Genomic DNA, 21,707 nt, shown 5'->3' with positions numbered 1-21,707 from the left:
GAAGCCACGAACGGCCCACAGCGTCTGCGACCGCTCATCAGGGCCGTTACCAGGGACAGCCCTTACAGCCGCTGGTGAATGAACTCAGTGATAGCCTTCGCCAAGCCCTCCGGGTTTTCGATCTGCAGGTTGGCCTTGGCCTCGACCGCGTGAATATCGACCGTCGTGCGGGTCCAGAACTTGGCGACGTCCTGGGCGGCGTGTGGCGTCATCTCGGCACTCCCAGTGCCGCGGATGAAAGCGGTGGGGCAGGTAACGGCAGCGGCGGCGTATTTCAGGTCGACAAGCTGGTGGGTCAGCCCCTCCGCGACGCGCACCGGGTCGTACTTGACCACGACGGTGCCATCGGCTGCGTGCGTCATGTTGTAGTCGACCCGGTGCTTCCAGGCCGTGGGTGAGTCGTTCGGGCGAAACGCACTGATGTATGCGAGAGCCGCCTCACGCGACGCAAACTTCGTTTCGGACACCATGGTCTTGTAGGCCGTCGTGTAGACGGTTTTGACCGCGTCGCGCGTCTGATAGAAATTGCTGAGGTGCGGCCCGGCAACCATGATCAAGCCGGCAGTATGATCAGGGTAAGCAGCCGCGAAGCACAGGGCGACACGCCCGCCAAGCGAATGCCCAGCCACGATCACCCGCCCGACGCCGAGCTTGTCGACGAACAGCTTGAGGTCACGGGACAGTTCCTCGGCCGAATATTCCCCGTCAGGGCGACTGGAATCGCCATGCCCACGTTGGTCGGGTGCATAGACATCATACTCGGCCGGCAGATACGCGGTGGTCTCTTGCCACATCCTGCCGTAGCCCGAGGAGGGATGCAGAAAGATCAAAACCGGCCCGGTTCCAGAGCGGTGGAAATAGTGGATATCGAGCCCAGCTTCGAGGGAGATGTCGTGCGCTTGCATGTCGATGACGCTCTCTGGCATTTGATGCGGGAGCATCAGATCCGAAGCTGGAACTGTCAAATCACAGGCCGTCTGCCGGCTGCTGGCGAAATCGTCGCCCCGGTGATCTCGACAGCTCGTGGCGACATCAACGGCCTTGCCCCGGAACATAAACCCGGCCATCGAACAACCGCCGTGCAGTGCGGTAGAACGAGCCAGCGCGCGCCACCCAATGTCCCCGCTCCTGCACGACATCGGCTCCCACCGTCAGGATCCCCGACGGCATGCCAAGACGAAGTGGTCCATCCGGTGCCGACGGCGACAGCATCTCCGCCACGATCGAACCCGCCATCCGCGCGGCAACCGCCGTGCAAAGCGAGACGGTCAACGGCAGCGCCCGGTGCGGTTGACCGTTGGAGATGACACGCGCGATGAGGTCGATGTCGCCCCCCTTCACCGTCTCGCCAGACAGGGTAGGGCTGTCCGAGGCCGGGCTGACGATCGCCACGAACGGCACGATAGTGATGCGCTTGGCAGCCTCCACGTCGGGCGCGATACCCATCTTGACCGAAGCCTGAACCCGGATCGCATCCAACAGCGCCAACAATTCAGGCCGGGACTCAAGCTGTTCTGGCAGTTCGTGACCCGTCAGTCCCACATCCTTGGCGCGGACGAACACTGCCGCGTTGGCCGCGTCCACGAGGCTGACCTCGATCGTGCCGAAGCCCGGTACCTCGAGCAGGTCGAGCAGATTTCCGCTCGGCAGCAGCGCACCTGTGGACGCACCCCCGGGCTGCACGAAATCGAGGCGGATCGGCGCGCCAGTCCCGGACACGCCGGGAATTGCCAGGTCCCCGTCATACCGCGCCATGCCGTCCTCAATCGGGAAGCTGCCATGGATGATCTTCTGCGTATTCGTATTGAAGATGCGGACCGTTGCCGTGTCGTCATTCGGTCGCACCAATTGCTCGTCGACGGCGAACGGCCCGACGGCAGAACTCATATTGCCGCAATTGCCCTTGTACTGGACGGTCGAATCCTTCACCGGCACCTGACAGAACGTGTAGTCCACATCGGCATCCTCGCGCGCCGACGGTCCAATGATGCACACCTTCGACAGCGAGGAGACACCGCCACCCATCCCGTCCAACTGCCGTCCATACGGGTCGGGGCTACCCATCGCGCCAGTGAACAGCGGCGCCCAATCGTCCCGATCCGGCGGCAGGTCCCGCGTATGCAGCATCAGGGCCTTGCTCGTGCCGCCGCGCATGAAGACGGCGGGGATTGCGTGTTGCCGCATACGGGGCTCCTTCTCTCGGCCGGCCTATCGACACTCAGCTACGGATCAACGGGCAGCCACCTTCCGACAGCGGGCGCCACGCCTGGTCGGCGGGCACCGTTTGCAGCAGCTTGTAGTAGTCCCAATCCGCTTTGCTTTCGGCCGGCGTCTTGATTTCAAACAGGTAGGCTGGGGTCACGGCGCGCCCATCCTCGCGGATTGCGCCGCTGTCGTAAAAATCGCTCTCAATTGGCATCTGTTTCATGCGCGCCACCACTGCGGCGCCACTGCGCTTGGCGGCCTCCGCCCCCAGGGCGGCGACCGCCTTCAGGTAGTGCGCCGTGCCGGCATAGCAGGCGGCGTGGCTCATGTTTGGCCGCATCGAGCGATCGAACCCGGCATCGAACGCGCGCTTCGTGAAGGCGCGGCTCTGGTCGTTCCGATCCCAGTAGAAGGTCGAGACCAGCCGAAGCCCCTGCGCGGCTTGTAGCCCCATGGAATGCACGTTGTTGATGAACACCAGCATCGCCGCCAGATGCTGCCCACCCTGCATGATACCGAATTCACCTGCTTGCTTCACCACATTGACCAATTCATCACCGCCATTGGCGATGCCGATGATCTTGGCCTTCGACTGTTGCGCCTGCAACAGCGCAGACGAGAAGTCGGTGGTGGGAAACGGCTGTGCAATGCTGGCGATGACCTTTCCACCCGCGCGCTCGATCGCAGCGGTCGCATCGTCCTGGATGGCCCGGCCGAAGGCATAGTCGGGGCGAATGAAATACCATGTGTCGCCGCCATCCTTGACAAGTTGCGTGCCGGCGACCCGCGCCAGCATGGCACTGTCATAGGCGAAGTGGACCAGGTTTGGGGAACAGGCCTTTCCCGTGATCTCCGCCGTCCCGACATTCGTCGCAAGTATCACCTTGTCGCGTTCCCGCATCAGACCGTTCAGGGCTAGGGCGATCGCCGAATTCTGCAGATCGCAGATCGCGTCCACGCCACTGTCAAGCCATTGCCGGGCAAGCGATACAGCGAGGTCGGGCTTGTTACCGTGATCGGCAGAGATGACTTCCACCGCCAGCCCCAGTTTCGGCGCGAACTCGCTCACGGCCATCCGCACGCATGCGACCGAGCCCAAACCGCCATTGTCGCGATACGCGCTGGATTGATCGTTCATCACCCCGATACGGATCGTCGGTTTCGCCTGCGCGCGCGCACCGCCAGCGATGGGTAGCATCCCGGCCGCCAGCGCGGAGGTCAGCAGGTCGCGTTTCGTGATGGTCATGATTGTCGCTCGTTCCCCAGGTTTTCCGGTCTTGTTGTCGTGCCGCGGCGGTGCCGACTGCCAGCGGCATAGGTCCGCTCTTGGGCACGCGCTGTCGTTCCGGTGGCGCTGCGCGCCGTGGCAGTGCCGTGTGCGATCTGCCAATCGATGCCCACATGCCGGTTGCCAATGAAGAGATCGTGCGCGGTGCTCAACGACGTTCATCCTGCGGCGTCTTGTTGGCCTCACGGTATGGATAACTCAAAGAGCGCACAAGTGCATATCTGCATTACGGTGTATACACGCGCGTTGACGGACGCCGCAAAGCTCACGATGATCGCGCCCACGGTGCCGTCGCACCCAATCATCGAGGAGACGAAAATATCGTGCCGCACACCACCGAAGGCCGAACATACCTCATCACCGGCGGCGCCAGCCTCATCGGTTCGCACATCGCGGACCAATTGCTCGCCTCGGGCGCGGCGCAGGTTCGCTTGCTCGACAATTACGCACTCGGCACACCCGGCACGATCGCCCATTTGGCCGGCGACAGCCGCGTCAAGCAGATCCGTGGCGACATCCTGCGGCTGAACGATTTGCTGGACGCAGCAAACGGCGCGGACGGCATCTTCGCCTTGGCCGGATTCCTCACCATCCCGATGGCCCAGAACGTCTCGCTGGGCGTGGACGTGAACACGCGCGGCATGGTCAACACGCTGGAGGCCGCGCGCATCGCCAAGGTGCGCCGGGTCGTGTTCTCCTCCTCGGTGGCGGCTTATGGCAACACCACGGCAGAGGTTCTGGCGGAAGACGCCGCATCCGAACTGTCCACCGCGTCGCCGATCTCGGCGATCTACGGCACGACCAAGCTGCTGGGCGAAGCGCTCGGCCGGTTCTATCAGCAGCGCTTCGGGGTGGAGTTCAACGCGCTGCGCTTCTCCTCCGTCTATGGCGAGCGGCAGCACGAGCGGGCGATGAACGCCAATGGCATCGCCGCCATCCACGATGCCATCAAGCGGGGCGAGCCGCCGGTCATCGTGGGCGATGGGTTGGAGGTGCACGACTACATCTACGTCACCGACGTGGCCGCGGGGTGCATCGCGGCGATGCTGAACGGCAGTGGCGGTGACGTGCTGAACCTGGTGACAGGACATGACACCACCCATAACGAACTGGTCCGCACGATGTTGGACGTGCAGGGCGCGACGGCGCTGAAGCCGATCTACAAGGCGGATACGAGGGCGGTGAAATCCGCCGGCGGCAACCATCTCGGCTTCAGCCCGGAAAAGGCCAAGCGCGCAATCGGCTGGTCGGCGCAGGTGTCGCTGCGGGAGGGCGTGCAGCTTTATGGGGCGTGGCGCGACACCCAGTGATCGCTCGGCTAAAGTGATCGCCCAGCTAGCCGGTGTCAGGGCGCAATGGCGGCGGGCGGCGCGGGACTTGTCGCTCGGCCCAACTGCCGCGTGCCTCCGCTGCCGCCCCGTCGGCGCTGTTTTCCATCAGGGCGGTCATGTCTGACCGAAACTGCGCCAGGTCCCGGCAGATCCGCCGCACGACCTGGTCCACCGGTAAGGTCAGGATCTCGTCCCGCAGCGCGGGATCGTCCATCCGGTCGGCCAGTTCGTCGAACAGGCGTTCCGCCGCTTCGCCATCTGCGTGCTGCCGGATGCTGTCGGCAACCCCGCGGGCCACCTGCCGCCGAACCATCGCCGCCCGGTTGTCCGAAGCGGCACCTGGCCAGCCGGCCTGCATGCGCCGCATCAATGCGATGCTGCGCCGTACCGAACGCGAGGTGCGGTCCAGCGCCCGCGCAAGGATCTCGACGCGGGGAACGGCCTGTGCCATTGCCTCGGCGACGGCATCGACACCTTGGCCGGTCGCGATCGATTCATCCAGCGTCGTGGCGGGGCTGGTCACATCGGGCAACCAGCTTGCCGTGATGTCAGCCGCCGCCTGCTCGATCTCCATCATCCGCGTCACCACGCGCGCAGCGCGCAGCCCGAGCGCGGCAAGTTCGGTGAGCGTGGCATCGGGACCCGGGGCAGGGTTGGGAGCGAACGGGGTGTCCATGCCCGGCAGATGACGCCCCGACCCACGGCAGTTGCAAGGAAATAGGGTAAGCCTTCGCTCAGCGAATACCCAAAATCATGGTACCCACAAGATCATGGTACCCAGGACGTCTCGGCCAGCGTGTTGCCAGTACTGGTCAATTCGGCCGGGGCCGTTACCGGGGCGTCGGCATAGTCTGGCGTCGCCGTCTCCGCCTTGCTGTTGGACCGGTATTGCGCCGCAGTCCGCCCGGCGATGCGGCCGAACGTGGCGCCGGAAACCAGGCCGGTGCCGGCTGGATAATTGTCGTAGAACAGGCCGCCAATCATCTCGCCGCAGGCCAGCAACCCTGGGATGGGGCGCCAATCGGTGCCGATGACCCGGGCGCTCTCGTCCACTTTCAGGCCGCCAAAGGTGAAGGTAATGCCGCCCGTCGCGGTGTAGGCGACGAAGGGCGGCTTCTCCAGCCGAATGGCCCAGTTGGTCTTCTCCGGCGACAACCCGGCGCTGCACAGGCCGTCCTTCTTCGTAGGATCGAAACCGTCGCTCGCCGGGTGCGCCGCGGCATTGAATTCCAGCAGCGTCTTCAGCGCTTGCGGCTTGTCGTCGATGTCCATCTGCTCGACCAGCGCCTCCAGCGTATCGGCCGTCAGCGGCTTGCTGGTGCGGTAGCGCGGTTCCAGCAGGTCGATAACCTGGCTATCGAACACCTGGTAGGCCTTCGCGCCAGGCTCCGCCAGGATCGCGCGGCCGAACTTGGCATAGGTGAACATCGCCCCGTCCTCGCCTTCGTCCACGAAGCGCCGCCCCTTGCGATTGATCATCACGCCATACAGGTAGCTCAGCCGGTTCGACTTGTCGGTCAGTTCCCGCGGCGCGAAATTGCCCCAGTCGGCGGAGATCGGCGTGGCGTGGCAGCCGCTCCATTGGCCCCATGGCATGGCGCCGATCGCCATCGCCATGCGCAGCCCGTCGCCTTGGTTATGCGGCGTTCCCCGCACCTTGGCCGCGCCGACCAGCGGGCCGATATGCTGCGTGCGCATCTGCACGTTCGCCTCGAACCCACCGCAGCCCAGGATCACCGTGGGCGCCGACAGGTCCTGCACGCCCTCGTCGTCACGCACCCGCACGCCGCAAACATGGCCCCGCGCATCCTGCAGCAGGCCGGTAGCGGCCGCGCCGTAGCGCACCTCGATCCCCATGCGCTCCACCGTCTTGAACCAGTGGGTCGACAGCCCCACGCCCTCATGCTCCGCCCGAACGACCAGGCCGCGCGCCCAAATCACCTTGTCGCCCTTGCGCACGCCGGTGAGCGTGATGGCGGGCTCCATCGGAATCCCACCGACGCGGTTCATCCAGAACACCGTGTCTTTGGAATTGCCTACGAGGATGCGGGACAGCGCCGGGTCGGTCTGGCCGGAGGTGACGCGCATCAGATCGCCATGGAAATCGGCAAAGGTATAGGGCTGAATGCCTTCGTAAAAATCGGTGTAGATGTCCTCGACACCCGGCAGCAACGGTCCTATCTCGCGCGGGTCATCGAAGGCGAAGCGCAATACCCCGCCACTCCAATGCGTATTGCCGCCCCGCATCGTCTTTGGCGCCTTCTCCAGCACGACCACGCGCTCGGTGCCGTTCTCCTTGGCCGATACAGCGGCAGCCAGGGCAGCGTTGCCGGCCCCTACGACGATGACATCGAACTGGTTCATGCAAACCCCTCCCAAGAATGACGCCGGTATCTAGTGCTCCGGTAGTCCTTGGATGGAGATGTATACACGGTTATGCAGACCGTCAAGGCAGCCGTTCACCTCGCTGCACGCGCCGGCGCGTCTTGTCCTCGAACGTCTACCCTGTCGCTATGACGACGTCGTCGGGCGGGGCAGCCCCGGCAGCGCGTTTCGCACCGATCGCCGCTGTGCGGCGCTGCGAACGTCCTCCGACACGACGATGACCCGGCTCTCATGCGACCGGCGGATATGGGCCCGCGCAGCCTCCTCCGCGCCAGCCGGGTCGCGGGCGCGGATCGCATCCACGATCGCGATATGTTCGGCCAGGGCGCTCTCGATCCTGCCGGGAACGGTGTAGACCGTGCGCCCCATCAAGGGCACGAAGTTCAGCAGTGCCCGCAGACTGCGCGTCACGAACCGGTTGTGGGACGCCTGTTGCAACTGGTCGTGAAACGTCTGGTTCTCCCGCGCATGCAGGCGAGGGTCCGGCGGCAACTTGGCCATCGCGTCGCAGGTAGCCGCCAGGATGCGGATCTCGGTTGCCTCGGCTACCTGCGCTGCCAGCGCCGCGGTCGTCCCCTCCAGGCTTTCACGCGCCGTATAGAACTCTCCGATGGCGCGCAGGTCGTAGACCACCACCGCCATCCCGCCACCCGGCGCGTGTTCCAGTAGGCCTTCCGCCTGCAGACGGCGCAGCGCCTCGCGAACCGGCGTACGGCTCATCTCAAGCCAGTTGGAAACCTCGACTTCCATCAGGCGCTGGCCAGGCTCGATCGTGCCTTCGCGGATCGCCTCGTGCAGCATGTCATAGGCCCAGTCACTCCGGCCGCGGCTGCCGCGGGTATCGGCGCCGGTCTCGGAGTGTTCGGCATCCATGAGAGTTTGACTACCTGCGCCCGTGCTGAGCGTCCGGTGATACAGTGCCGCTTCTGCCGCCACAAGCGCCCGAACCGGCCGCCGGCATCTTCCTCACAGCAAAAGAACTTTCTTGCGTGGTCATGTATGCACGTGCATCCTTATCACGGTCCAACGTGGCCAAGAGGAACGTCAGCAAGAATGCTCCGCCCAATCCCAAGGCAGCGTACGAGCCTGGAACCATCCGATGCGGCGCATGGCGTCGCCGGGGCGCGTTAGACATGCCTCGTCAAAGCACGGCGCAGGGTCTCCTGCTGGCGGCTATCGGGCTGTTCTTCGGCCTCAATGCGTTGCGCTATCCCGTCGGCACATTGGCCCGGTTCGGCCCCGGTCTTTTCCCGCTGGTGGTCAGCGCCGCACTGCTCGTCTTGGCGGTCGCAATGCTGGTGCGGTCGCGTTTTATCACGTCACCGCCGTTGCACTTCAACATCCGCAACATCGCCATCATCATGGCCGCCCTGGCCGGCTTCGTCGTGGTCACCACATTCGTTGACATGGCCGCCGGCATCGTCGTGCTGGTGTTCACCGCCACGCTCGCCGGCACCGCCTATCACTGGAGGCGCAACGCCCTGGTCGCGGCCGGCCTCATCGTCATCGCCCTGGCGTTCGAACAACTTCTGGGCCTGCGGCTCGGGGTGGTCTGATGGAGATGCTGAACAACCTGGCCTTCGGCTTTCACCACGCGCTCAGCCTGGACAACCTGCTCTATTGCGCGATCGGCTGCGTCGTCGGCACCATCATCGGCCTGCTGCCCGGCCTTGGGCCGCTGGCCACGATCAGCCTGCTCTTGCCGCTCACCTACGCGATCCCCACCAGCGGCGCCCTCATCATGCTGGCAGGCATCTATTACGGCGCACAATATGGCGACAGCGTCAGCGCCATCACGATGCGGATGCCGCATGCCGGCAGCATCGTGGCCTGCATCGATGGCCACGCCATGACACTGCAGGGCCGCACGGGCCTTGCCCTGTTCACCGCGGGGGTCTCCAGCTTCATCGGCGGCACCGTCGCCATCATCGTGCTCGCCGCGCTGGCGCCCAGCCTCGGGCAGGTCGCCATCCTGTTCGGCCCGGCCGATTACTGCGCGCTCATGCTGCTGGGGTTCGTCTGCGTCAGCGTCGTCACCACCGGCAGCGTCCTCAACGGCGTCGCCATGTGCTTGCTCGGCGTGCTGCTCGGCCAAATCGGCACCGACCTCGACACCGGCGTGCAACGCTTCACCTTCGGCCTCCCGTCGCTCATGGAGGGCGTCAGCGTCGTCAGCGTGGCACTGGGCTGCTTCGGCATTGCCGAACTGACGAAGAATCTCGACGCCGGCGAGCAGCGCACACCGTTCGGTGGCACCATCCGCCTGATGCCGAGTTGGCCGGAGTTCAAGCGCATCATACCCAGCGCGCTCCGCGGCAGCATCGTAGGCTCGCTGCTCGGCATCCTACCCGGCGGTGGCCCGGTGATCGCGCAATTCGCCGCCTACGGGCTGGACAAGAAGGTCAGCCGCTACCGGCACGAGATCGGCAAGGGCGCGATCGAGGGCGTCGCCGGGCAGGCCGCGGCCGACGAAGCCGCCGCCCGCACCAGCTTCATCCCGCTGATGGCGATCGGCATCCCGGAGAACCCGGTCATGGCCCTCATGATGGCCGCCTTCATGATCAAGGGCGTGCAACCCGGCCCCAACATGATCGGCGACCACCCGGACCTGTTCTGGGGATTGGTCGCCAGCATGTGGATCGGCAACTGCTTCCTGTTGTTGTTGAACGTTCCGCTCGTACGCATCTGGCTGTCGATCTTCAAGGTGTCGTACGGCGTGCTCTTTCCCGCGATCCTATTCTTCTGCTGCATCGGCACGTTCAGCATCAACAACAACCTGGACGACGTCGTCACCACGGCCGCCTTCGGCCTGCTCGGCTACGTGCTGATGCGCGTGCGGTTCGACCCGGCGCCGCTGATGCTCGGCTTCATCCTCGGCCCGATGCTGGAAGAATACTTCCGGCGCGCCATGGTTCTCAGCCATGGCGACCTGTTGACGTTCGTGCAACAGCCGATCAGCGCCACGCTGGTCGGGTTCACCTGCCTGCTGGTGATCGGCCAGACCGCCTTCGCCGCACGCAATGCTTTCAAAGCCGACCCAAAAGACGGAGGAAACGAAGATGAGATTGCTGGGCATTCTGGTCGCGGCCCTGGCGCTGCTGTCACCGCTGACCACGCGGGCGCAGGAATACCCTAGGCACTACATCACCCTCATCGTGCCGCTCGCCCCCGGCAGCGGCACGGACGCCATCGCGCGCCTGGTTGCGGCCAAACTAGGCGATGTACTCGGCACCCAAATCGTCGTCGAGAACAAGGTGGGGGCGAATGGCGCAATCGGCACCACTGCGGCGGCCCGCGCCGCACCGGACGGCTACACGCTGCTGGTTGGCGGCACGACGACCCATGCCGGGAACCCCAACCTGATGAAGCACATCACCTACAATCCGGTCACCGATTTTGCGCCTATCGGGCAATTGGGCGTCTACCCCTACGCGCTGCTGGTCTCTGGCAAAAGCAACTACACGACGATGGCGCAATTGGTTGCCGCTGCGAAGGCGAAGCCCGGCGCGCTATCGTTCGGCTACGCCAACGCCCTGGGCCAGCTCTCGGGCGAGATGCTAAAGCAACGTGCCGGCATCGACCTCACCGCCGTGGCATACCGTGGCAGCCCGCAAGCGATTACCGACATCATTGGCGGCCGCGTGACGATGATGTTCGTCGACACCACCCCAGCCACCGCGCAAATCCAGGCCGGCACCGTCAAGGCCCTCGCCGTGACGACCGAACATCGCACCGACCTGCTGCCGAACGTTCCAACCATGGCCGAGGCCGGTCTGGGCGGCCCGAGGGTCGAGGCCTGGAACGGCTTGTTCGCCCCGGCCAAAACACCCAGGCCCATCATCGACAAGCTGTCCGCGGCCTTGACACAAGTCCTGTCGCAGCCGGATCTGAAAAAGCAGATGGAGGCCATCGGCTTCGAAGCGGAACCCAGCCCGCCTGACGTGTTCGGCCAACGGGTCGCCGACGAGGTCGCATTATGGGCGACCCTAACCAAGCAAGCCGGGCTGGAACCCGAGTAGTCGCGGGAAGGGGAGGCGACCGATGACGGAAGATGCAACGATCTACGAACTCTACGCCATCCGCTATGCGGGCAATCCGCGGCGCCACCGTGGGCACAACTATATCATGGCGGACGATCCGGAACGGCTGGAGCCAATGGACTATTTCAGCTGGGTGGCGGTCGGCCCATCGGGCGCAATCGTCATCGACACGGGACTCCGCCGGGAAAAGGCGTTGCAGCGCGGCTATGACTACGTTCGGCCCCCCCACGCAATTCTGCCGTCACTGGGCGTCGACCCGGCCGCCGTCAAAACCGTGATCCTCACCCATATGCATTACGACCATATCGGCAACCTGGACGCTTTCCCCCACGCCCGCTTTCACCTGCAGTCGGCCGAGATGGCCTATGCCGTCAGCCCGCTCATGGCGAAGCCATGGTTCCGCCTAGCCTACGAGGTGGACGAAATTCAACGATGCGTCGCATACCTGCACGAAGGCCGGCTGGACCTCCATGCGCCAGAGGCGGAGATCGCGCCGGGGATGACGGTCCACCTCGTCGGCGGCCACTGTGCCGGCCAGGAAGTCGTTCGCGTTCGCACCCGGCGCGGTTGGGTCGTACTCGCCTCGGACGCACTGCACTATTACGAGGAATTGGACAAATCCATTCCCTTTGCCGTCGCACACAGCATTGCGGATATGATGCTGGCCCATGATCGCATCATGCAGCTTGCCACTTCACCGGACCACATCGTGCCGAGCCACGATCCCCAGCTGATGTCACGCTATCCCGCGCCCCGCCCCGGGCTCGAGGGCTTGGTCGTTCGGTTGGATGTGCCTCCCATTCCGTCGTAATGCCAACAGCCTAAATCTGATCAACTATCGACGGACGGCGCGGCCTAGCGGCGCAAGCCGTTCGCGCCATAGAACTCGGCCACCGCGCGTGCAGAGTCGAGTCGTAGTTTCGGCAAACGGATATCGTCGAACATCCTCTCATAGCGACTGCGATTCGCCCTGGTGGCGACGGTCATGTGGTGAATGACATCCCACTTCACGCTGTCGCGACCGCCCTCGAGTGTCCCTCGGCGATCACGCTCGAACCAGCAGCGCCGGGTGTAGCGGTAAAGGCCCACCACGGTCGAAACATCAAGCAGGACAAACCCGGTAGCGCGCTGCAGCCTTTGAGGCAGAAGCCGGGAGTAATTGCCGTCGATGACCCAGTGTTCCCCCATGATCGCCGCGTCATGCAGGGCGCCAAACTCGTTTGCCGGTCGGGGAACCCAATCGGTATGCGGCAGGTGGTAGAACTGGTCGAGGTGGATCGGCATCAGCCCGCGTCCCCGCGAGATCGCGTCCGCCAGCGTGGACTTGCCGCTGTTGGACGGTCCCATGATGCAGATGCGCGGCCCAAGCTCGTCCAACGTCATGATGTGGCTTTTAACTCGGCCAACGCCCCGCGGCTACCGGCGCAAACCCGCGTTCCCCTTGTGTTCAAATAATGTTCCCATCGACCCCGGCCCGCCTGACAATTGCCCTTTCCACACGCCGGTGCGAAAAGGCAGCCGGTCATCATCGATCGTTCAACCAGCCGAACCCCAAACGGCGCGCAGAGGTGCAAGCATGTCAGATCTTGAAATCGTTTGGACGAAGGTCGACGAAGCGCCAGGGCTTGCGACGTTCTCCCTCCTGCCAGTCGTCGAAGCCTTCGTCGGCGCGGCCGGCGTGGCGGTCAAGCTGAAGGACATCTCGCTCACCGGGCGCATCATCGCGAACTTCCCGGACAAACTGACCGCCGGGCAGCGGATCAACGACGAACTCGCCGAACTCGGCAAGCTCACGCTGCAGCCCGACGCCAACATCATCAAGCTGCCCAACATCTCGGCTTCCATCCCGCAGCTCAAGGGCGCGATCAAGGAATTGCAGGCCAAGGGCTATGACGTGCCGGATTATCCGGACAGCGACGCGACGCCGGCCGACAAGGAAATCCGCGCCCGCTACGGCAAGGTGCTCGGCAGCGCCGTCAACCCGGTGTTGCGTGAAGGGAACTCCGACCGCCGCGCCGCCGGGGCGGTCAAGCAATATGCCCGCAACAATCCGCACAAGATGGGTGCCTGGGACCCGAAGTCCAAAACCCACGTGGCCTATATGCCGGGTAACGACTTCTACGGGTCGGAGGTCGCAACCACCGTTCCCTCGGCCACCAACGCCCGGATCGAGCTGGTCGGCGCCGACGGCGCGGTCACGGTACTGAAGGCCAAGACGGCGCTCAAGGCTGGCGAGATCATCGACGCCTCGGCCATGAGCCGCAAGGCGTTGCGCAGCTTCCTCGCCGCGCAGATCGATGCCGCAAAGCGGGAAGGCGTGCTGTTCTCGCTGCATGTGAAGACCACCATGATGAAGATCTCCGATCCCATCATCTTCGGTCACGCCGTGTCGGTGTACTTCGCCGATGTATACGAAAAACACGCCGCCACGCTGGCGCGCCTGGGCGTCGATCCCGATAACGGCGTCGGCGACCTGCTCACCCGGATCGAGGCTTTGCCGGACGCCGAAAAGGCAGCGATCAAGGCCGACACCGCCGCCGTCTACGCCAAGCAGCCGCCCCTCGCCATGGTCAATTCCGACCGCGGCATCACCAACCTGCATGTGCCGAGCGACGTGATCATCGATGCCTCGATGCCGGCGATGATCCGCGAGTCCGGCCGCATGTGGGGTCCGGACGGCAAGCTACACGACGTGATCGCCGCCATCCCGGACCGCAGCTACGCGCGACTGTTCCAAACCGTGATCGAGGATTGCAAGGCGCACGGGGCGTTCGACCCGAAGACGATGGGCTCCGTGCCGAACGTGGGTCTGATGGCGCAACAGGCCGAGGAATACGGCTCGCACGATAAGACGTTCGAAATCGCGGCCAACGGCACAATCCGCGTCGTTGGCGACGACGGGACGGTGCTGCTCTCCCTACCGGTCGAAACCGGCGACATCTTCCGCATGTGCCAGGTCAAGGACGAACCGATCCAGGATTGGGTCAAGCTCGGCGTGCGCCGCGCCCGGCTCTCCAACACCCCGGCGGTGTTCTGGCTCGACGCCAATCGCGCACACGACGCCCAGCTCATTGCCAAGGTCGAGACCTACCTGAAGGAGCAGGATACCGCGGGCCTCGACATTCGCATCATGCCGTCGGTCGAGGCGATGAAGGTCTCGCTCGCGCGCATTCGCGAAGGCAAGGACACGATCTCCGTCACCGGCAACGTCCTGCGCGACTACCTCACCGATCTCTTCCCGATCATGGAACTCGGCACCTCCGCCAAGATGCTATCGATCGTGCCGCTGCTGTCCGGCGGCGGACTGTTCGAGACCGGCGCGGGCGGATCGGCGCCCAAGCATGTGGAGCAGTTTCAGCAGGAGGGCTATCTGCGCTGGGACTCGCTTGGCGAGTTCCTGGCACTTGGCGCCTCACTCGAACATCTGGCGCAAACCCATGGGAATGCGGACGTGCAGGTGCTCGCGGAAACGCTCGATGAGGCGAACGGCAAGATCCTCGAATACAACCGCTCGCCCGCGCGCAAGGTCGGCGAACTCGACAATCGTGGCACGCATTTCTATCTGGCGCTCTATTGGGCCCAGGCGCTGGCCGCGCGGGACAACAGCACGGCGCTGGCAGCCCGCTTCCGGCCGCTGGCCGAAACGCTTGCGGCCCAGGAGGCCAAGATCAACGCCGAACTGATCGCGGCGCAGGGCAAGCCCATGGACACCGGCGGCTATTACCTGCCCGACGCCGCGAAGACCTCGGCGGCGATGCGCCCGAGCGAGACCCTGAACGCCGCCCTCGCCACGCTCTGACGCTGCCTCAAATGCATCCGCCCCGGGCAACCGGGGCGGATCGCGTCTGGTTCGGGGACGGCAAGCCTCGCATCGCCGACACGTGCGCAATTTCGCCAAGGGAGAGTCCCAACCATGACTGGATCGCTAGATGGCCTCCTCGTTCTCGATCTCACCAGTCATTTGTCCGGTCCCTATTGCACGATGATGCTCGCCGATCACGGCGCCGAAGTGATCAAGATCGAGCGCCCCGGCAAGGGCGACGATGCCCGTAAGATGCCGCCCTTCGTGAATGGCGAAAGCGCCCCGTTCATGATTTGGAACCGCAACAAGAAATCGGTCGTGCTGGATTTCAAACTTGCTGCCGACCGCGACACATTGCTGACGATGGTCGACCAGGCCGATATTCTGATCGAGAACTTCCGCCCCGGCACGCTCGACAAGCTTGGAATTGGCTGGGAGGTGCTCCACGCGCGCAATCCGCGCCTCATCTACGCCGCCATCTCCGGCTTCGGTCAAACCGGCCCATACCGCAATCGCGGCGGCTTCGATCTCATCACCCAAGGTATGTCCGGCCTGGCAAGCATCAACGGCCCGGAAGACGGCGAGCCATACCGGTTGCCGATCGCAATCTCCGACGTGACGGCGGGGATGTTTCTGGCATTCGGCGTGCTAGCCGCAATCCAGGCACGTCATAAAACCGGGCAGGGGCAGTTCGTCGAAACCTCGCTACTGGAAGCCGCCACCTCGCTCGGCGTCTACGAGGCCGCGCATTATTTCGCCACCGGCGAGCGGCCGCCCCGGATCGGTCAGAAGCATCGCGGTAGTTCCCCCTATCGCATCTTCGCGACCGCTGACGGATACATCAGTTTCGGCGCATCGCAGGAGAATTTCTGGGACCGATTCTGCCGCATCATCGACATGCCGGAATTGCGCGACGACGCCCGCTTCCGCACCAATGCCGACCGTGTCGCCCATAACGACGCGTTGATCGAGATCGTGCAGGCTCGCCTGCAGACCAGGCCCGCCGCCTATTGGCTGGCCGAGTTGGAGAAGGCCGGGATCCCCTGCGGCCCCGTGCTCAACTACGACGAAGTGCTGACCGATCCTCAGATCCTGGCCCGCGACATGGTTGTGGCCACCACACACCCGATCACCGGACCGTTCAAAACCCTGGGCGTACCGGTGAAGCTGTCGGAAACCGCCGGGCAAGTGCATAGTCCCGCGCCCCGCTTGGGTGAGCATACCGCAGAAATCCTCGAACGGTTCAAGCCAGACTAGCAACGCCTGCGCGTCGTCGGGTTATGGCTCACGACGTCAGATTTTCGCGAAACACGATCTCGCTGCGGGCGCTGCCCATGCCCTGCATCGGCTCGTGCCCCGCGCGTAGGTTCGCGAAAATACTCAGGCAGTCGAGGAAGGCCGATTGCGGGTTCTGCGTGATGACCGCGTCCATGACGCCATCCACCAGCAAACGGCGCGTATCCGGGGTCCGCCCATGGCCGATCAGCACGATTTTACCCTCCCGCCGCGTCTCCGCCAGGGCGCGGGCAATCCCGCCGGAGGCGCCGCCGACATTGTAGATGCCGGCCAGGTCCGGGTGCGCCGCGAGCAGGAGGCGCGTCTGCCGGTGATTGAGGCTGTCCTCGTCATGCCCCTCCCGAATGCCGACGATCTCCATGTCCGGCGCCATCTCGGCCAGTATGCTGCGCAGGCCCAACTCCCGCTCCCCGTGCGCGCTGTAGCTGAGGCTGCCGGCGATCACGGCGACCTTCACCGGCCGCTCGCGGATGAAACGGGCCATCAAATAGCCCGCGGTGCGGCCGGCGGACCGGTTATCCAGCCCGACATAGGCAACCCGGCGGCTATTCGCCACGTCCGAAATCAGGGTGATGACCGGCACGCCGCGCCCGGCCAATTGGTTCACCGCGTCGCGCACGGCCGGGTGCTCGATGGCCATGAAGGCGATGCCGTCCGCCTGCTTGCCGTGGCGGAGCAACTGCCGGGCCAGCACCGCCGGGTCGAAGCTTTTGATCGTCTCGACCCGGCAGATCGCGGCATGGGCCAGCGCCTGGCTGTGCCCGGCAACGATCAGGCGCGCCAGCATGACCAGGAACTGGTTCGTCCCGGCAGGCAGCAGAAACACCAGTCGCATTGGCAGCGGGGCCGCCGCCGCCGCGAATTCGGTTTGCGAGATATACCGCAACTCTGCCGCCGCCTTCAGCACCCGTTCGGCTGTGGCGGCGCGCACGCCGGGGCGGCGGTGTAGGGCACGGTCGGCGCTGGCCGGGGACACGCCGGCACGCCGCGCCACGTCGGCGAGGCGGGCTAGTCGAGGAGCCTCAGAATCCATCAGATCGCATCATCCTTAGCGTTTGACACCTCGCGCTCCACCTCGTTAGCTGAGCGCAACACACGCATAACACGTCAGATGGCGTCAAGCGTGGCAGGAGGATACGTCGATGCGAACCATTTCCCGCCGGGCAGTGTTGCAGGCCATGGCTGCCGCCCCGGTCGCTGGTGCCGTGCTTGGCACGCCCCACATCGCACGGGCAGCGCAGTTCCAGTTCAAATACGGCAACAACCTGCCGCTGAGCCATCCGCTGAACAAACGCTCGCAAGAATTCGCCGAGCGGATTGCCAAGGATTCGGGCGGCCGGGTGGAGATCAAGATCTTCCCGGACAACCAGCTCGGCGGCGATACCGACATGCTGGCGCAGGTGCGCAATGGCGGCATCACCTTCTTCACGCCCTCTGCCCTGGTCATCGCGACGCTGGTGCCGGTGGCGGCGATCAGCGCCGTGGGGTTCGCCTTCAGCGGGTACGACCAGGTATGGCCGGCGATGGACGGCGCCCTGGGCGCGCATGTGCGGGACGCCATTGCCAAGGTCGGCCTGCACACGTTCGAAAAGATTTGGGACAACGGCTTCCGCCAGATGACCACCAGCGGCAAGCCGATCCAGGCCGCGGCCGACATGGCCGGGCTCAAGATCCGCGTGCCCGTCAGCCCGCTCAGCATCTCGATGTTCAAGGGGCTGGGTTCGTCCCCGGTCAGCCTGCAATTCAGCGAGGTCTATTCGTCGCTGCAGACCAAGATCGTCGACGCGCAGGAAAATCCGCTGCCGATCATCCAGGTGGCGAAGTTGTACGAGGTGCAGAAATCCTGCACCCTGTCGAACCACATCTGGGACGGGTTCTGGTTCATCGCCAACGGACGCGCCTGGAACAGCCTGCCGCCGGATCTGCAGGGTATCGTCGGCACCGCCATCAACGAGTCCGGCATGCAGCAGCGCGGCGACATCAAGGCGCTGAACGACGGCATCGTGGCGGATCTGAAATCCAAAGGCCTCGCCTTCAACGCCGCCGACCCCGAGAGCTTTCGCACCAAGCTGCGCGACGCCGGGTTCTACGCCGATTGGAAGACGCGCTTCGGGGCGGAGGCCTGGGGATTGCTGGAGGGCGCGGTTGGCAAGCTCGCCTAACTCGGCGATGGGCACGGCAACGCTTCCCGTGGCACTGCATCCGGCCGCAACGCCGCTGGGCCGGCTCGCGATGCAGGCCGATCGTGCGATCGGCGGCGTCGTTGCCTTCGCCGCCGCGGTGCTGCTGCTGGCCGAAATCGGCATCCTCGGCAGCGGCGTGTTCGCGCGCTACGTGCTGCAGGTGCCGCTGGTCTGGTCGGACGAACTCGCCTCCATCCTGTTCCTCTGGCTGTCCATGCTCGGCGCCGTGCTGGCGCTGCGCCGGGGCGAGCACATGCGGATGACCGGGCTGGTCAACCGCGTCAGCCCCCGGGCGCAGGTGTTCCTGGAGGCATTTGCCCTCGCGGCCTCCCTGGCGCTGCTGCTGATGATCCTGGCCCCATCGATCGACCATGCGCAGGACGAATCCTTCGTCGTCACCCCGGCGCTGGAGGTCAGCAGCGCCTGGCGCGCCAGTGCCTTGCCGACCGGCGTGGTGCTGATGACCCTCGCCGCCCTGTTCCGCCTGGCGCAGCTGCCATCCTGGCGCACCACCATTGCGGCAATCGGCCTGGTCGCCGCCTTGGTGCTCGGCTTCTGGCTCGCTGGCCCGGCGCTCGCCGACCTGGACAACATCAATTTGCTGATCTTCTTCGTCGGCGTCGTCGGCGTGAACGTGTTCGCCGGCGTGCCCATCGCGTTCGCCTTCGCGCTCGCCACCTACGGCTACCTGGCGCTGACCACGCAGACACCGCTCGTCGTCATGGTCGGCCGCCTGGACGAGGGCATGTCGCACGAGATCCTGCTCGCCATCCCGCTATTCATCTTCCTGGGCGCGCTGCTGGAGATGACGGGAATGGCGCGCGCGATGATCGCGTTCCTCGCCAGCCTGCTGGGCCGGGTGCGCGGTGGTTTGTCCTACGTGCTGGTCGGGGCGATGTATCTCGTCTCCGGCATTTCCGGGTCCAAGGTCGCGGACATGGCGGCGATCGCCCCGGTGCTGTTCCCCGAAATGCGCCAGCGTGGTGCCCGGCCCGGCGACCTGCTGGCCCTGCTGGCCGCCACCGGCGCACAGACCGAAACCATCCCGCCCAGCATCGTGCTTATCACCATCGGCTCCGTCACGGGCGTGTCCATCGCGGCGCTGTTCACCGGGGGATTGCTGCCGGCAGCAGTGCTGGGCGCCGGGCTATGCCTCGTCGTCTGGTGGCGCGCCCGGGGGGAAGACATCAGCGCCGTCTTCCGCCAACCCGGCCGCGCCGTCGCCAAGGCCGGCCTGGTGGCGCTGCCGGCCCTGCTGCTGCCCTTCGTCATCCGCACCGCCGTCATCGAAGGCGTGGCGACCGCGACCGAGGTCTCCACCATAGGTATCGCCTATTCCGTGCTGATGGGCCTGCTGGTGTATCGCCGGTTCCAATGGCGCCGCCTGCCGGCGATGCTGGTGGAAACTGCCTCGCTCACCGGCACGATCAGCTTCATCATCGGCGCCGCCACCGGCATGGCCTGGGGGCTGACGCAGTCGGGCTTCTCGCAGGACCTGGCGCATTGGATGGCGCGGGTGCCCGGCGGCCATTTCGGCTTCCTGGCCATTTCCATCGTCGTGTTCATCGTGCTCGGCAGCGTGCTGGAAGGCATTCCCGCCATCGTGCTATTCGGCCCGCTGCTGTTCCCCATCGCCCGCGCCATGGGCGTGAACGAGGTGCATTACGCCATGGTCGTGGTGTTCGCCATGGGCATCGGCCTGTTCTCGCCCCCATTCGGCGTCGGCTATTACGGCGCCTGCGCCATCAGCAAGATCCACCCCGATGAGGGGCTGCGGCACATGGCCGTCTACGTCGCCGTCCTGCTCGTCGGGCTGGTGATCGTGGCCGCAATACCCTGGCTGTCGACCGGCTTTCTCACCACCAATTTCTAGGACCGCAGCATGAGCCGCTTTTTCGGACCCATTCGCCAATTGGGCTACGTCGTGCCGGATATCGAGGCCGCGATGGCGTATTGGAGCGGCACGCTGGGCGTGGGGCCGTTCTTCTACAACCCACGCGTTCCCATCGTGAACTATCGCTATCGCGGCCAGAATTACGAGCCACACAACTCTGTGGCATTGGCCAATTCCGGCGACGTGCAGGTGGAGCTGATCCAGCCGCGCAACGACGTGCCCTCGATGTACCGCGACTTCCTGCGCGCCGGGCGCACCGGGCTGCAGCACGTCGCCTGCTGGACCGAGAATTACGAAGCGGACCTGGCCCGGCTGACCGCGCAGGGCCTGGACCCGGTGATGAGCGGGGAAGTCGGTGCGCGCGGTCGCTTCGTCTATTTCGACACCGAATACCATCCCGGCGCCGTGGTGGAGCTATCGGAAGTGGAGGGGCCGAAAGGCACCATGTTCCGCCTGATCCGCGAGGCCGCCGCCAATTGGGACGGCAGCGAACCGGTGCGCCCGTTCCCCGACCTCAGCAAGATCTGATGGACCGGATCGAGGCAGACTATTTGATCGAGACGCCGCTGGATGTGGCCGCGATCGCCGAGATCATGGCCGGGGAACAATCCTGCGGCACTTTCACCCGCGTCGAGGGTGAGACCGATGCGCTGCGCGAGCGTGCCCGCGCCACGATCGAACGCATCACCGCGCTGCCGGACGCCGCGGCGCCGAGCCTGCCAAATGCCTGGCTGGACCGCCGCGGCATCGGTGGCCCATGGCACCGGGCGCTGGTGACGCTGGCGTTCCCGGTGGCCAATGTCGGCGCCAATTTGTCGACCCTGGCCGCGACCCTGGCTGGCAACCTGTACGACCTCGGCGAGGTCACCGGGATGCGCCTGGAACGCATTCGCCTGCCCGCAACCTACCGCGCCCGTTTCCCAATGCCGGTACAGGGCGTGGCGGGCACCCGGCGGCTGACGGGGGTGGCGAACGGCCCGCTCATCGGCTCGATCATCAAGCCGAACGTGGGTTTGTCGTCGGAGGAAACGGCCGGTCTCGTTGGCCGCCTATGCGAGACCGGGCTGGATTTCATCAAGGATGACGAGATCAGCGCCGACCCCGACTACGCCCCGCTGGCGCAACGCATCCCCGCCGTGATGCGCCAGGTGCGGCGCTACGCCGACCGCACGGGGCGCCGGGTGATGGTCGCGTTCAACATCACCGACGAAACCGACGCCATGCGCCGCCACGCCGACCTGGTCGCGCAGGCGGGCGGGGATTGCGTGATGGCCAGCCTCAAC

At 65.2% G+C, this 21,707-nt stretch carries 19 protein-coding genes; 11 read left to right on the top strand and 8 right to left on the bottom strand.

What is annotated here, in order from left to right; genetic code table 11:
- Positions 1-62: 62 nt before the first annotated feature.
- Genes GSQ76_RS30555 through GSQ76_RS30545 form a run of 3 tightly spaced genes read right to left on the bottom strand, consistent with a single transcriptional unit; the run spans position 63 to position 3,451 of the window.
- A complete protein-coding gene (locus tag GSQ76_RS30555; protein ID WP_158747849.1) occupies positions 63-1,067 on the bottom strand; it encodes an alpha/beta fold hydrolase in 1,005 nt (334 codons plus the stop codon).
- Positions 1,033-2,184: a 2-methylaconitate cis-trans isomerase PrpF family protein gene (locus GSQ76_RS30550; protein WP_158747848.1), complete on the bottom strand. Its 1,152-nt coding sequence runs from the start codon at positions 2,182-2,184 to the stop codon at positions 1,033-1,035. Before GSQ76_RS30550 ends, GSQ76_RS30555 begins: the two co-directional genes overlap by 35 nt.
- Before the next feature lie 34 nt (positions 2,185-2,218).
- Positions 2,219-3,451: an ABC transporter substrate-binding protein gene (locus GSQ76_RS30545; RefSeq protein ID WP_158747847.1), complete on the bottom strand. Its 1,233-nt coding sequence runs from the start codon at positions 3,449-3,451 to the stop codon at positions 2,219-2,221.
- Between the two features lie 365 nt (positions 3,452-3,816).
- Here GSQ76_RS30545 and GSQ76_RS30540 point away from each other — a divergent pair, with 365 nt between their 5' ends.
- Complete coding sequence (locus tag GSQ76_RS30540) at positions 3,817-4,803, top strand: NAD(P)-dependent oxidoreductase (RefSeq protein ID WP_158747846.1); 987 nt, start codon at positions 3,817-3,819, stop codon at positions 4,801-4,803.
- A gap of 25 nt (positions 4,804-4,828) precedes the next feature.
- Here the strand turns inward: GSQ76_RS30540 and GSQ76_RS30535 are convergent, their stop codons facing one another.
- The 3 genes from GSQ76_RS30535 to GSQ76_RS30525 all read right to left on the bottom strand — a co-directional run bounded on the left by GSQ76_RS30535 (position 4,829) and on the right by GSQ76_RS30525 (position 8,082).
- Positions 4,829-5,500, bottom strand: a complete 672-nt coding sequence (locus tag GSQ76_RS30535) for a hypothetical protein (RefSeq protein ID WP_158747845.1) — start codon at positions 5,498-5,500, stop codon at positions 4,829-4,831.
- Positions 5,501-5,592: 92 nt separating this feature from the next.
- Positions 5,593-7,188 (bottom strand): FAD-dependent tricarballylate dehydrogenase TcuA, encoded by a 1,596-nt coding sequence (gene tcuA, locus GSQ76_RS30530; protein ID WP_158747844.1) that lies wholly within the window; start codon positions 7,186-7,188, stop codon positions 5,593-5,595.
- Between the two features lie 147 nt (positions 7,189-7,335).
- Complete coding sequence (locus GSQ76_RS30525; protein ID WP_158747843.1) at positions 7,336-8,082, bottom strand: GntR family transcriptional regulator; 747 nt, start codon at positions 8,080-8,082, stop codon at positions 7,336-7,338.
- Positions 8,083-8,126: 44 nt separating this feature from the next.
- On the opposite strand from GSQ76_RS30525, the gene GSQ76_RS30520 reads away from it, so the two are divergent.
- From GSQ76_RS30520 to GSQ76_RS30505, 4 genes are read left to right on the top strand one after another with little or no spacing between them, the layout of a single operon-like run.
- The gene (locus GSQ76_RS30520) at positions 8,127-8,765 is read left to right on the top strand and encodes a tripartite tricarboxylate transporter TctB family protein (RefSeq protein ID WP_216851371.1); all 639 of its coding nucleotides are present in this window, start codon (positions 8,127-8,129) and stop codon (positions 8,763-8,765) included.
- Positions 8,765-10,345 carry a tripartite tricarboxylate transporter permease gene (locus GSQ76_RS30515; protein ID WP_158747841.1) on the top strand — a complete coding sequence of 527 codons (1,581 nt, stop codon included), beginning with the start codon at positions 8,765-8,767 and terminating at the stop codon, positions 10,343-10,345. Before GSQ76_RS30520 ends, GSQ76_RS30515 begins: the two co-directional genes overlap by 1 nt.
- Positions 10,269-11,228: a tripartite tricarboxylate transporter substrate binding protein gene (locus GSQ76_RS30510; protein ID WP_158747840.1), complete on the top strand. Its 960-nt coding sequence runs from the start codon at positions 10,269-10,271 to the stop codon at positions 11,226-11,228. Before GSQ76_RS30515 ends, GSQ76_RS30510 begins: the two co-directional genes overlap by 77 nt.
- 22 nt (positions 11,229-11,250) lie before the next feature.
- The gene (locus GSQ76_RS30505) at positions 11,251-12,060 is read left to right on the top strand and encodes an N-acyl homoserine lactonase family protein (protein WP_158747839.1); all 810 of its coding nucleotides are present in this window, start codon (positions 11,251-11,253) and stop codon (positions 12,058-12,060) included.
- 44 nt (positions 12,061-12,104) lie between these two features.
- On the opposite strand, the gene GSQ76_RS30500 is transcribed toward GSQ76_RS30505, so the two are convergent.
- Positions 12,105-12,632 carry an AAA family ATPase gene (locus GSQ76_RS30500; protein WP_158747838.1) on the bottom strand — a complete coding sequence of 176 codons (528 nt, stop codon included), beginning with the start codon at positions 12,630-12,632 and terminating at the stop codon, positions 12,105-12,107.
- Positions 12,633-12,825: 193 nt separating this feature from the next.
- Between GSQ76_RS30500 and GSQ76_RS30495 the strand changes: the two genes are divergently transcribed.
- Together GSQ76_RS30495 and GSQ76_RS30490 are read left to right on the top strand one after the other, a co-directional pair.
- A complete protein-coding gene (locus GSQ76_RS30495; RefSeq protein WP_158747837.1) occupies positions 12,826-15,048 on the top strand; it encodes an NADP-dependent isocitrate dehydrogenase in 2,223 nt (740 codons plus the stop codon).
- A gap of 114 nt (positions 15,049-15,162) precedes the next feature.
- On the top strand, positions 15,163-16,308 hold the full coding sequence (locus GSQ76_RS30490; RefSeq protein ID WP_158747836.1) for a CaiB/BaiF CoA-transferase family protein: 1,146 nt from the start codon (positions 15,163-15,165) through the stop codon (positions 16,306-16,308).
- Positions 16,309-16,336: 28 nt separating this feature from the next.
- Here GSQ76_RS30490 and GSQ76_RS30485 read toward each other — a convergent pair whose 3' ends face one another.
- A complete protein-coding gene (locus tag GSQ76_RS30485; protein WP_158747835.1) occupies positions 16,337-17,380 on the bottom strand; it encodes a LacI family DNA-binding transcriptional regulator in 1,044 nt (347 codons plus the stop codon).
- Between the two features lie 109 nt (positions 17,381-17,489).
- Between GSQ76_RS30485 and GSQ76_RS30480 the strand changes: the two genes are divergently transcribed.
- The 4 genes from GSQ76_RS30480 to GSQ76_RS32300 all read left to right on the top strand — a co-directional run.
- Complete coding sequence (locus tag GSQ76_RS30480) at positions 17,490-18,509, top strand: TRAP transporter substrate-binding protein (protein ID WP_158747834.1); 1,020 nt, start codon at positions 17,490-17,492, stop codon at positions 18,507-18,509.
- Positions 18,493-20,403: a TRAP transporter large permease subunit gene (locus tag GSQ76_RS30475; RefSeq protein WP_254070729.1), complete on the top strand. Its 1,911-nt coding sequence runs from the start codon at positions 18,493-18,495 to the stop codon at positions 20,401-20,403. Before GSQ76_RS30480 ends, GSQ76_RS30475 begins: the two co-directional genes overlap by 17 nt.
- A 9-nt stretch (positions 20,404-20,412) precedes the next feature.
- Entirely contained in the window at positions 20,413-20,952 is a 540-nt protein-coding gene (locus GSQ76_RS30470; RefSeq protein ID WP_158747833.1) for a VOC family protein, read from the top strand.
- Positions 20,952-21,707, top strand: a 756-nt coding sequence (locus GSQ76_RS32300; RefSeq protein ID WP_254070728.1) for a RuBisCO large subunit C-terminal-like domain-containing protein, incomplete at its 3' end; no start/stop codon positions are given. The genes GSQ76_RS30470 and GSQ76_RS32300, both read left to right, overlap by 1 nt.

This window comes from Acidisphaera sp. L21 (assembly GCF_009765685.1).
Taxonomy (GTDB): domain Bacteria; phylum Pseudomonadota; class Alphaproteobacteria; order Acetobacterales; family Acetobacteraceae; genus LMUY01.
This window is presented reverse-complemented; position numbering and strand designations above follow the sequence as displayed.

Coding starts and splice junctions, on each gene's coding strand:
- GSQ76_RS30480 (WP_158747834.1), top strand. CDS start 17,490: ATGCGAACCATTTCCCGCCGGGCAGTGTTGCAGGCCATGGCTGCCGCC.
- tcuA (WP_158747844.1), bottom strand. CDS start 7,188: ATGAACCAGTTCGATGTCATCGTCGTAGGGGCCGGCAACGCTGCCCTG.
- GSQ76_RS30550 (WP_158747848.1), bottom strand. CDS start 2,184: ATGCGGCAACACGCAATCCCCGCCGTCTTCATGCGCGGCGGCACGAGC.
- GSQ76_RS30505 (WP_158747839.1), top strand. CDS start 11,251: ATGACGGAAGATGCAACGATCTACGAACTCTACGCCATCCGCTATGCG.
- GSQ76_RS30525 (WP_158747843.1), bottom strand. CDS start 8,082: ATGGATGCCGAACACTCCGAGACCGGCGCCGATACCCGCGGCAGCCGC.
- GSQ76_RS30515 (WP_158747841.1), top strand. CDS start 8,765: ATGGAGATGCTGAACAACCTGGCCTTCGGCTTTCACCACGCGCTCAGC.
- GSQ76_RS30495 (WP_158747837.1), top strand. CDS start 12,826: ATGTCAGATCTTGAAATCGTTTGGACGAAGGTCGACGAAGCGCCAGGG.
- GSQ76_RS30485 (WP_158747835.1), bottom strand. CDS start 17,380: ATGGATTCTGAGGCTCCTCGACTAGCCCGCCTCGCCGACGTGGCGCGG.
- GSQ76_RS30510 (WP_158747840.1), top strand. CDS start 10,269: ATGAGATTGCTGGGCATTCTGGTCGCGGCCCTGGCGCTGCTGTCACCG.
- GSQ76_RS30490 (WP_158747836.1), top strand. CDS start 15,163: ATGACTGGATCGCTAGATGGCCTCCTCGTTCTCGATCTCACCAGTCAT.
- GSQ76_RS30535 (WP_158747845.1), bottom strand. CDS start 5,500: ATGGACACCCCGTTCGCTCCCAACCCTGCCCCGGGTCCCGATGCCACG.
- GSQ76_RS30500 (WP_158747838.1), bottom strand. CDS start 12,632: ATGACGTTGGACGAGCTTGGGCCGCGCATCTGCATCATGGGACCGTCC.
- GSQ76_RS30545 (WP_158747847.1), bottom strand. CDS start 3,451: ATGACCATCACGAAACGCGACCTGCTGACCTCCGCGCTGGCGGCCGGG.
- GSQ76_RS30470 (WP_158747833.1), top strand. CDS start 20,413: ATGAGCCGCTTTTTCGGACCCATTCGCCAATTGGGCTACGTCGTGCCG.
- GSQ76_RS30555 (WP_158747849.1), bottom strand. CDS start 1,067: ATGGCCGGGTTTATGTTCCGGGGCAAGGCCGTTGATGTCGCCACGAGC.